Genomic DNA, 11,716 nt, shown 5'->3' on the forward strand with positions numbered 1-11,716 from the left:
GCTCCGGAGTTCATGTAAAATTATAAAATGACCAGGCAACAAGCAATAAATTACTCCAAAAAAAGAGCCTGTTCACATTTAAGAACAGACTCTCCATTAGTTAACTTATTAAAACAGGTCTTATTTCGTGGTGTCGGTTACCGTAGTGTCTGTTGAGTCAACAGCGGTATGGTCAGCTGCAGTGGAATCCACAGGAACAGTGGTTGAATCCACTACGGTAGAGTCTAAAGTATTTGTATCTGTTTGCTCAGATGATCCGCCGCAGGCAGTAACTGATAAAGAAACTGCGAGTGCCAGGAAGCCAAATTTGAATGCATTTTTCATAGGTTATTTTTGTTTTAGGTAAACGGTGATTTTACAGATTAATACCCTAATTCCTAAAAGGTAACCATATTGCATTCGATTAGTTCTGCTGCCCTGATGCAGGGTTTTTCCGGCTATGTCCTCACAACCCTTTCAAGGGCCCTTCTAGGGGGTTGCTAGGGGGTTGCTAGGCCCCCGGCCCTTAAAAGGCCTTAGATAGGGTGCTAAGATAGCTGAAAGAATCCGGAGAGGAAATAGCCGCAGGTACCCGGCGGAAGCCAGCCAGATACCAGGCTGATCAGTTAGGCATCAAACTGAATAATGATTAGGTTTGCATTATGGTAACAATAGGCCTTCTTTCCGATACACATGGTTTTTTGGATGATGCGGTTTTTAAGCATTTCGCAGACTGTGATGAAATCTGGCATGCCGGGGATTTTGGTCCGGACGTAGCAGATCAGCTCGCTGCCTTTAAACCTTTGAGGGGTGTCTACGGAAACATAGACGGAAAAGAGATCCGTGCTGAATTTCCGGAGCATATACGATTTAGCATCGAAGGTTTGGACGTTTGGATCACCCATATCGGCGGTTATCCCGGTAAATATTCGCTGCAGGTAAAGGGTGAAATATACACTAAGCCTCCAAAATTATTTATCTGCGGACATTCACATATTTTGAAAGTGGTGTACGATAAAAAAATCGATTGCCTGCATATAAATCCGGGTGCTGCGGGAAATTCGGGCTGGCACCGGGTAAAAACTTTAATTAAATTTAGTGTTACAGATGGAAAAATACATAACTTAGCGGCCATAGAAATAGGCAACAGATAACGTATTAAATACACTAAGTATATGTCAGGCATCAAAACGCTGGGTCAGTTCATCATTGAGAAACAGGCAGATTTTCCATACGCCAAAGGCGAGCTCTCCAGGTTGCTGAGAGACATTGGGATCGCGGCTAAGATCGTAAACCGGGAGGTGAACAAAGCAGGGCTGGCAGACATTTTGGGTGCGGCCGGAACCATCAATATCCAGGGGGAGGGGCAGCAGAAACTGGATGTATTTGCCAATACTCAGTTTATCAGCGCCCTCACCAGTGGCGGTGAATGCTGCATTGTGGCTACAGAAGAAGAAGAAGAGTTTGTGCCGATCGATTCTCCGGTATCAAAAAATGCCAAATATATTGTTTGTATTGACCCGCTTGACGGGTCCTCAAATATAGATGTGAATGTTGCCGTTGGCACTATCTTTTCCATATACCGGAGAAAATCTGTTGGGGGAGTGGCCACGCTTGAGGACGTTTTGCAGAAAGGTACGCAGCAGGTGGCGGCGGGTTACGTGATCTATGGCTCCTCCACCATGCTGGTCTACACTACCGGAAAGGGCGTCAATGGCTTTACTTTAGATCCTTCAATAGGCGAGTTTTGTCTTTCGCATCCAAATATGAAAATCCCGGCAACCGGCAGTATTTATTCTCTGAATGAGGGAAATTATGTGCATTTCCCGGAAGGGGTAAAGAAGTACCTGAAATATGCCCAGACAGAAGACCTTGCTACAAACAGGCCTTATACTTCCAGGTATATAGGTTCAATGGTTGCTGATATCCACAGGAACCTGATCAAAGGCGGTATTTACATCTATCCGACCACCGCCAGCTCGCCCGGCGGGAAGCTGAGGTTATTGTATGAATGTAACCCAATGGCTTTTATTGTGGAGCAGGCTGGCGGGGTGGCTTCAAATGGCTTTAACAGGATTCTGGATATTGAGCCAACTGAACTTCACCAGCGTACCGCGGTTTTTATTGGTTCTTTAGAGATGGTGAAGACGGCTGAAGGATTAATGAAAGAATACTCTTCTGAACAGTACGCCGGAGCTGTAGTTTAATCCGTTTTTTCTTACGCAAAAAAGCTGCAAGTGAAGCACTCCCGCTTTCCTCCATATATCACTACATTCTTTAGTGATTCTGCCACTATTTAAACTCTATTTACTGGATTGATGATGATACGTTGATAATGTATTAACATTGTCTCTCGATAATTGTACCATTATTTTTATTCAAAAGGCCTTTTAATAGGCTTTTTGATAAGGGTGTTAACTTTTTTTTACTAAAATTTAATGAAAGGTGTTTTTTATTACAATCTTAATATGTAACTATGTATGTACAAATATAATAGCCAAATATTTAACCAGTATTCCAACCATTCACTAAAAAACTATGATGTATCGAAAAATTTTTACTTATCTGAGGATTAAATGCCTCTTATTCATGACTCTGTTTGCTGTATCGGCGGCCGGGTCATTTGCCCAGACCAATCCGGTCGTTACGGGAAAAGTAACAGACACAGCCGGGATCGGGCTTCCTGGTGTGAGTGTATTGCTGAAGGGTACAAAGAACGGCGTCACCACAGCTACGAACGGGAATTATTCCATTTCTGTTCCCGATGGTAAAGGAGTCCTTGTATTCTCTTTTGTCGGTTACAAACGGATTGAAATTGAAATTGCCGGACGGAAAAGCGTGAATACTTCGATGTCGGAGGACAACAGTGCGCTAAATGAAGTTGTGGTTGTGGCCTATGGGCAGCAAAAAAAGGAAAGCATGGTGAGCTCGATCACGACCATTAATCCCAAGGAACTGAAGGGGCCGACCAGTAACCTGACTACTATGCTGGCCGGCCGCTTGTCTGGTGTGGTCGCTTATCAGAGAAGCGGCGAGCCCGGTGCGGATAATGCACAGTTTTTCATCAGGGGAATCACCAGTTTTGGTTCAGGAAAGATTGACCCGCTGATCCTTATTGACGGCATGGAATCCACTTCTAATGCCCTTGCCAGAATCCAGCCTGATGATATTGCCGGGTTTTCCGTGCTGAAGGACGCTGCAGCTGCAGCGCTGTACGGCGCAAGGGGTGCAAATGGCGTGATCCTGGTTACTACCAAATCCGGGGTGGACGGCTCCACAAAGTTTGGTGTGCGCTTTGAAAATTCATTGTCCACCAATACGCGAAACTTTAAGCTGGCCGATAACATTACCTATATGAACCTGGCCAATGAGGCTGTGCTGACACGGAATCCAATTGGCACGCTGCCTTATTCGCAGACTAAAATAGATCGTACGGCTGCGGGTGTGAACCCATACCTCTATCCCAGCAACAACTGGATAGACATGCTGATCAAAGATCATACAATGAACCAGCGGTTTAACATGAACCTGACGGGTGGTGGTAAAGCGGCACAATACTATCTTGCCGCTACTTTCAACCAGGACAACGGGGTATTAAAATCGGAAGCAGGTAACGATTTTGACAACAATGTGAACCTGAAAAGCTATGAAGTGCGTTCAAATGTGAACGTGAGACTGACGCCTACTACAGAAGGTATCGTCAGAACTTCCGGTGCTTTTGACGATTACAATGGCCCTGTGGGCGGATACGACGCCAATGGCAACAGAATAAATGGTGGTGCGCGCGTATTTGCAAGCGCACTGTCGTCCAATCCGGTATTATTTCCGGCAACTTATCCTGCTTCGGCACTGTCAACGGTGAACCATCCGTTGTTCGGGAATGCCACCTTATCAAATGAACTGCCCGGATATATCAATCCTTATGCGCAAATGGTATCGGGTTTTCAGCAGTACAATACCTCTACGCTCAACGTTCAGCTCGAGCTGAAACAGGATTTTAAATTTGTGACACCAGGTCTCACCGCGAGACTCATGGCCTATACCCAGCGCTATTCTTATTTTGACCTGGCAAGGTCTTATTCTCCTTTTTATTATTCTGCGAGTCCGACCAGTGCAGATGGTAAAGAATATAACCTGAGTTTGCTGAACGAAGCGAATGCTACGGAATACCTGAACTATGATCCCCAGAGGTTCAATAAAATTCAGAATACCACCACTTATATGGAGGCGGCTGTAAATTACAGCAAGACCTTTAAGGAAAAACATGCCATTACTGCTCTTTTGGTAACGATCATGAGAAACTACCTGACCGCCAATGCGGGTAACCTTCAGGCTTCACTTCCCTTCAGGAACCAGGGCCTGTCAGGAAGGTTTACTTATGGGTATGACAACCGTTATATTATGGAGGCCAATTTTGGTTACAATGGTTCAGAGCGTTTTGCGGAAAACCACCGCTTTGGATTCTTCCCTTCTGTTGGAGTAGCCTGGAATGTTTCCAATGAGAAATTCATGGAGCCGGTTAAGAATGTGGTTTCCAAACTGAAGTTCAGGGCAACTTACGGACTGGTGGGTAACGACCAGATCGGAAGAGATCAGGACCGCTTTTTTTACCTCTCTGATGTGCTGTTGAATGATGGCAATAAATCGGCATGGTTTGGAACCAATTATAGTTATATCAAGCCCGGGGTGTCGATCCGCAGGTACAGCAACGAAGACATCACCTGGGAAAAGGTCAAGACCACCAATATCGGTATGGATCTTGGACTCTTCAACAATGCCGCCAACCTGATTGTGGATGTGTACCACTCCAACAGGAGCAATATGTTGCTGGAAAGATCTACCATCCCGACCACTATGGGGCTTGCTGCGGCCATCCAGGCAAACGTAGGTGAGGCCGAGGGTAAAGGGGTTGACCTTTCATTTGATTACAATAAGAACTTTGGTAAGCTGTGGCTGCAGGGCAGGGGAACCTTTACTTATGCCACAACTAAAGTGCTGGTAAACGAGGAACCAGTGTATGATCAAAATCTTTCCTACCTGTCTAAAGTAGGAAATCCCCTGAACCAGGTCTACGGGCTAATTGCTGAGCGTCTTTTTGTGGATGACGCTGAGGTAAAAAACTCTCCTTTTCAGAATTTTGGAGAGGTAAAGGGCGGAGACATTAAATACCGCGATGTGAACGGCGATGGACAGATCACTTCACTGGATGTGGTTCCCCTTGGATTGCCGACTACTCCTGAGATCATTTATGGTTTCGGTCTTTCTGCCGGGTATCACAATTTTGATGTCAGCGGTTTCTTCCAGGGTTCAGCGCGTTCTTCTTTCTGGATTGATCCGGGCAAGATCACACCTTTTGCATTCAATGGCGGTGCACAGAATGGCCTGCTGGAGATCATTGCCAATGACCACTGGTCTGAGGACAACCGTAATGTACGTGCATTCTGGCCGCGACTGGATCAGAATGTGAGCAGCAACAATACACAGACCTCCAACTGGTGGATGCGAAACGGTGCCTTCCTGAGATTAAAATCTGTAGAGGTCGGCTATAATATCACTGACAAATTTTTGAAAAAATACGGATTGACTTCGGTGCGGGTTTATGCCAATGGCACCAACCTGTTTGTGAAAAGCAGTTTTAAACTGTGGGATCCTGAACAAGGAAGCAACGGATTGGGCTATCCTGTCCAAAAGGTATTCAATTTTGGTCTTAACGTTCAATTCTAATAAAAAGAGACATGAAACTATTCCATAAATATCATTTACTTACCGCACTGCTTGTTATTGTTTGCTGCAGTGCCTGTAAGAAAAGCTATCTCGATGTAGTTCCCGATAACGTGGCTACCATCGACAATTCCTTTTCCAACCGCAATGAAGCGGAGAAATTTCTCTTTACGTTATACAATAGTCTGCCCCAGGATGGGCACCCCGAAGTAAATCCGGGTATGAATGCCGGTGATGAGTTCTGGATCTACTGGCCGATCAGCGGTGAAGATTTCTGGTCGCTGGACCCGTACAGTATAGCCCGCGGCCTGCAAAACAAAGTGGAACCAAAAATGAACTATTGGGATGGCTTTGACGGCAAGACCATGTGGCAGGGCATCCGCAACTGCAATATTTTCCTGGAAAATATAGACCGCCCGGCGGATCTGGAGCCTTATGTGAAAACCAGGTGGATTGCAGAAGCCAAGTTTCTGAAAGCCTATTTTCACTGGCAGTTGTTCAGGATGTATGGCCCTATTCCCATCGCGGACAAAAACCTGCCGATCACTACAGATATTGAGAGTGTAAAAATAAAAAGACAGCCGGTAGATTCGGTGGTGAATTACATTACCAATTTGCTGGATGAGGCTGCGGGAGACGGCAATACCGGCCTGCCTGACAAGATCTCCAGTTTAGCTACCGAACTCGGAAGGCTGACCAGGCCTGCCGCCCTGGCCATTAAGGCACGGGTATTGGTCACGGCTGCCAGTCCGCTGTTCAACGGCAATACAGATTATAATAATTTTAAAGATAAAGATGGTGTAGCCTTGTTTCCGGCAGCATATGATGACAAGAAATGGGAGCGGGCCGCTGCGGCAGGTAAAGCAGCGATCGAGGTGGCAGAGGCTGCGGGTACCAAGCTGTACACTTTTACATCGGCAACAGCGGTTGACGACTATACCAAAAAAGAAATGGACATCCGCAATGCGGTCTGCGAAAAATGGAACACGGAGCTGATCTGGGGCCTGACCTCATATGGTGGACCTACCAGCGCCTTGCAGCAATATGCTTGCCCGCAACTGCAGACCGCCTTTGTCAACCTGGGCCTGAAGGGCCAGCTGGCTCCTACCATGAAGATGGCTGAACTCTTCTATACAAAAAACGGAGTGCCGATCAACGAAGACAAGACCTGGGATTATGCGGGCAGGTTCAACCTGAGGTCAACAACGGCTGCTGATAAAGGTTTGCAGGCCAATTACCAGACTGTTGGCCTTCACTTTGACCGTGAGCAGCGCTTTTACGCAGACATCGCATTTGATGGTTCAAAATGGTTTATGGCTGACGGAAACCATGATATACAGAGTAAGTCGGAGCAGCCTGCGGGAAAAAAACAAAGCCGCTTGTATTCGGTTACGGGTTATTACGCCAAGAAGCTTGTCAACTGGAACCTTGTAGAAACACAGACTTCACTCACCATAGAGTCTTATCCATGGCCAATGATGAGGCTGGGCGAGCTTTACCTGCTTTATGCGGAAGCGGCCTATGAGATGGGCGATCAGGCAACGGCTTTGCCCTATCTGAACAAGATCAGGACCAGGGCGGGCCTGGCATCGGTCGAAGATTCATGGACGACCTATTCTACTAACCCTACAAAATATACTTCGAAAACAGGTCTCCGGGATATCGTCCGTCAGGAGCGCCTGATCGAGATGGCATTTGAAGGAAGCCGTTTCTGGGATTTGAAAAGGTGGAAAACTGCAGGGCAGATCCTGAACCAGCCAATTTATGGCTGGGACATCATCAGGCCGAGCTACGAAGACTATAACAGGAGAATATTGCTTTTCAACCAGTCATTTGTAAGTCCGAGGGATTACTTCTGGCCGATCAGGGAGAGCAACTTCCTGACAAATCCTAAGCTGGTCCAAAATGTAGGCTGGTAGTGACAGCAGTATGAATGATGATATTAATTTGATAACGCAATGAAAAAAATAACCTATATCATGAGTTTGGCAGTGCTGTTTACAGCATTGGTGCTATCATGTAAGCAAAGTGAGCTGACCACCTTCGTTGACGATGGCAAAGCTCCCGGGCCGGTAAGCAATGCTACTGTGCAAAACCTGAGTGGTGCGGCAAAGATCACTTACCGTGTTCCGGCAGATGAGGACCTTTTGTATATAAAGGCCGTTTATATATCCAGACAAGGGATTGAACGCGAGACCAAAGTAAGTTATTACAATAACAGTCTTGTCGTGCAGGGCTTTGGCGACACCGATCCATATGAAGTAAAGCTGTATGCAGTAGACCGGGGAGAGAATATCTCCGAACCCGTCGCTGTTACTGTGAATCCGACAAGGGCTCCTTTTATGATCGTACGGGACAGCTTGAGCATCGTGCCGGATTTCGGAGGAGTTAATGTAAAATTCAGCAATTTAAATGAAGACAATATTGCGATTGTTGTATTGGCGAACGATTCGCTCGGCAATTTTGTGCCCATCAATACCAATTACACCAATCTCAAGCGGAGCAGCTTCAGTACCAGGGGCCTGCCGCCAGTGGATACTAAATTTGGGCTCTATGTCCGCGACAGGTGGGGCAACCTTTCTGATACGCTCATCACTACCTTGAAACCTTTGTTTGAAGCACAACTGGACAGGACTAAGATGAAGGGAGTGAACCTGCCTACAGATGCGCCGCTGGGCTACAGCGGAGCCATCAGCTTCCTGTTTGACGGGAACCTGGGCAACAATGGTTATTACCACACTGGCGATGCCGCTAAAATGCCGCAATGGTTCACTTATGATATGGGGGCAACTGCGAAACTGAGTCGCCTGACCTGGTTTATGCGCCAGACATTCTACTACACCCTGCATAACCCGCGTAAGGTAGAGATCTGGGGCAGCAACGATCCGGCACCGGATGGAAGTTTTACCAACTGGACCTTGCTGACCACTCATGAGCAGATCAAACCTTCGGGATTGCCTGCGGGACAGTTGTCAAATGCAGACAATGATGCAGCTGCCCTCGGTGAGACCATTACTTTTCCGCTCGATGTGATGCCGGTGAGGTACATCCGCTTCAAAACGCTAAGGAACTGGTCTGATGGTACCTATGTGAACTTTAACGAGATCCGCATGTGGGGAGCCCCGTTGTAACAGGAAACAGGTAATAACTTTAAAAAGAAGATTATGAAAATGATAAAATATTTTATTGGTCTGCTGGTCGCCGGGCTGTTTATGCTGGCCTGTACCAAGCAAGATGATTATAAAAAATTCACTGAGGGTGGGGAGGTGGTCTATCCGGCCAGGGTAGATTCCATCATCGTGCAACCGGGAAATAAACGCTTGCAGCTCAGGTTGGTACTGGGCAGTGATCCTTCGGTCAATAAGGCCAAAGTATATTGGGGCAACCGTCAGGATTCCCTGGTTTTGGACATTGTACGGACTACGGCAAATGATACGCTCAATGTACTGATCAGCAACCTTACCGAGGGAGTTTATAATTTTGAAGTGTACACGTATGATACTAAGGGCAACATTTCGGTGGTCCGGAATGCGACCGGTGCAGTGTATGGCGATGATTACGCGAGTACTTTAACGAACCGGGTCGTTAAGTCACTTGTGAAAGCACCAACAGGCAATGTGGTGATCACCTGGATGGCCCCCCTTCCCGGAGAAAAGCTTATAGAAATGAAATATAAAGATCTGAATGGTCTTGATAAGACCGTAAATGTGCCTGGAGGACAGCTGGTCACTGAAATTTCTGATTATCAGGACGAAACCACACTGTCTTACCGCACCATTTTTGCACCGGACAGCAATGCGTATGATACTTATATTATGCCTTATGTGGAGAAAAAATTGCCTGTATTTGAAAGGGAGTTCTTAAAATCCGGATTTAACGAGCTGATTTTGCCGACAGATGTGCGCGAAGGCGGGTTTGGCTGGCTGATGCCTTTCTTGTGGAATGGCGTGTATACCGGAAACGGATTTGCAACCCAGCCCAACAAACCGCTTCCAGTCTGGTTTACTTTCGATATGGGTGTGTCCTACCGGATCAACCGGTTTATGTTCTGGATGCCAAGTGACCGGATATTCGCTAAAGAATCAGTGAAATCATTTGAGATCTGGGGAAGTAACGATCCGAATCCTGACGGAAGCTGGGACAGCTGGACCTACCTGAGGACCTGCGTAAGTATCAAGCCGTCTGGCCAGCCTGTGCCAACTAATTCTGCGGCAGATGTGGCTGCCGCTGCGGCCGGGCAAGAGTTTATCATGCCGGACGGCATTCCAAAAACCAGGTACATCAGGATAAAAGTGCTGGCAAACTGGGGCAACGGTCCGTTTCAGGCAATTGGTGAACTGACATTTTATAGCAAGGACCGGTAATTTTCTAATTAAATTGGAGTTGTTTTGAATATTTACACACAAATAATAGATTTTAAAAGAAGGATGAATATAAGAAGAGCTTTGGTATTGTGTTTTGTGTCTTTATTTTCTTTTGAAATTGCTTATGGCCAGCTTTCTTTGTCTGCAGATGCAGCAAAGAAAGTTGAAGCCATAGTGCCGTTAGCCGATTCGGTGAAACACATGGCAGAACGTTTGATAAAAAGTGGTTTTACTGCTGGAGATGGATACGGCGAGGTGTGGATCAGGGACCTGAATACTTTTATGAATGTAGCCTGCAAGGTGAATGACAAGAGGGTGATCAAGAAACACCTGCTCACCTTTTTTCACTTCCAGCAGCCGGACGGCAGCATTCTGGATGGTTATGTGCCAAATCCGAAGGGTTCCGGGGTACCCTACAATTATTACCACTCAAAACTGGCGCCTGAATATGCGGGTCACAAAAATACGGTGGAGACAGATCAGGAGAGCTCTTTGATTCAGGCCATAGCCAAATACATCAGCAGTACTGGCGACAAGTCGATCCTGCAGGATACTGTGGCATCGGGTACGGTACAAAAGCACTTGGAAGAAGCCATGCAGTTCCTGCTGAAGCATCGCTTTGATGAGAAATACGGACTGATATGGGGCGCTACTACGTCTGACTGGGGCGATGTACAGCCGGAGCACAGCTGGGGCGTGGAGATCAATGCGGATACGCATAAAGCAATTGATATTTACGATAATGCCATGTTTGTGATCGCGATCAATGACTACCTGGGCTTTGCTTCAGTTTCCGGCAAAGAACGCAAATATTGGCTGGCCGTAAGGGACAAACTCAAAACAAATATCCGGAAACATCTTTGGGACAAGTCAAGGCAGAAGTTTATCCCCCATATTTATTTAAACGGGTCGCCGTTTCCTGCATCGCTGAATGAGTCTGAGATCTATTACCACGGCGGGACCACCATAGCAATTGAAGCAGGTTTGCTCAGTAAAGCTGAAGTGAAGGCTGCTTATCTGAAAATGCAGGACAATGTTCGGGAGGCAAAAGCCGCCACAATTGGTCTGACCATTTACCCGGTTTATCCGGCGGGAACCTTCAAAAATGGAGGAATGGGACCCTATTCCTATCAGAACGGAGGCGACTGGACCTGGTTTGGAGGGAGGACTGTCTCTGAACTGATCCGCTATGACCTGATCCCGGAAGCATGCGAGGCCCTGGAGCCCATGCTTTTACGGGTGATCAAAAACAAAGGTTTCTATGAATGGTATACGCCGGACAACCGGCCGCAGGGTTCTTCCAGTTTTAGGGGAGAGGCGGGGGTGCTTTGGACGGCTATAACTGCACTGGAGGCTAAAACAAAAAAATAATTTAAGAGATCTTTCCCGATTGTTAATAAAAATACACATACATGAATGACAAAAAATTGAGGTTGACAAAGATATTGACGCTGTGCCTGCTGTGCTTTACCGGAGGAGTGGTAAATGCGCAAAAGACCATTTGGCAGATCGGGAATGCCGATAACAAGGCTGATGGTATGGCATTGGCTCCTTCGGGATATCAGCATTTTCTGGAACAGGATTTTGGCTGGGAAGATAAATTTTACCTGATCGGCGTTTCCAAACCGGACCGGAACTGGTCGTATATATTG

At 46.6% G+C, this 11,716-nt stretch carries 9 protein-coding genes; 8 read left to right on the forward strand and 1 reads right to left on the reverse strand.

All coding sequences use genetic code 11. The features are described 5' to 3' along the window. Positions 1-120: 120 nt before the first annotated feature. Positions 121-324, reverse strand: coding sequence for a hypothetical protein (locus tag VK541_RS12530; RefSeq protein ID WP_324370559.1), 204 nt, complete (start codon positions 322-324; stop codon positions 121-123). 317 nt (positions 325-641) lie between these two features. Between VK541_RS12530 and VK541_RS12535 the strand changes: the two genes are divergently transcribed. The 8 genes from VK541_RS12535 to VK541_RS12570 all read left to right on the forward strand — a co-directional run. Then, positions 642-1,133, forward strand: a complete 492-nt coding sequence (locus VK541_RS12535; protein WP_324370561.1) for a metallophosphoesterase family protein — start codon at positions 642-644, stop codon at positions 1,131-1,133. A 21-nt stretch (positions 1,134-1,154) separates the two neighbouring features. Next, positions 1,155-2,186: a class 1 fructose-bisphosphatase gene (gene fbp / locus VK541_RS12540; protein WP_324370563.1), complete on the forward strand. Its 1,032-nt coding sequence runs from the start codon at positions 1,155-1,157 to the stop codon at positions 2,184-2,186. A 382-nt stretch (positions 2,187-2,568) separates the two neighbouring features. Further along, positions 2,569-5,703: a TonB-dependent receptor gene (locus VK541_RS12545; RefSeq protein WP_324370565.1), complete on the forward strand. Its 3,135-nt coding sequence runs from the start codon at positions 2,569-2,571 to the stop codon at positions 5,701-5,703. An 11-nt stretch (positions 5,704-5,714) separates the two neighbouring features. Continuing rightward, positions 5,715-7,619 (forward strand): RagB/SusD family nutrient uptake outer membrane protein, encoded by a 1,905-nt coding sequence (locus VK541_RS12550; RefSeq protein ID WP_324370567.1) that lies wholly within the window; start codon positions 5,715-5,717, stop codon positions 7,617-7,619. Positions 7,620-7,658: 39 nt separating this feature from the next. After that, a complete protein-coding gene (locus VK541_RS12555) occupies positions 7,659-8,831 on the forward strand; it encodes a DUF5000 domain-containing lipoprotein (protein WP_324370569.1) in 1,173 nt (390 codons plus the stop codon). A 33-nt stretch (positions 8,832-8,864) separates the two neighbouring features. Next, positions 8,865-10,064, forward strand: coding sequence for a DUF4998 domain-containing protein (locus VK541_RS12560; protein ID WP_324370571.1), 1,200 nt, complete (start codon positions 8,865-8,867; stop codon positions 10,062-10,064). Positions 10,065-10,127: 63 nt separating this feature from the next. Beyond that, complete coding sequence (locus tag VK541_RS12565) at positions 10,128-11,435, forward strand: GH36-type glycosyl hydrolase domain-containing protein (protein ID WP_324370573.1); 1,308 nt, start codon at positions 10,128-10,130, stop codon at positions 11,433-11,435. 41 nt (positions 11,436-11,476) lie between these two features. After that, positions 11,477-11,716 (forward strand): hypothetical protein (locus VK541_RS12570; protein ID WP_324370575.1); only part of this gene is annotated, 240 nt, incomplete at its 3' end.

The organism is Pedobacter sp. (assembly GCF_035317785.1).
In the GTDB taxonomy this organism is placed as follows: domain Bacteria; phylum Bacteroidota; class Bacteroidia; order Sphingobacteriales; family Sphingobacteriaceae; genus Pedobacter.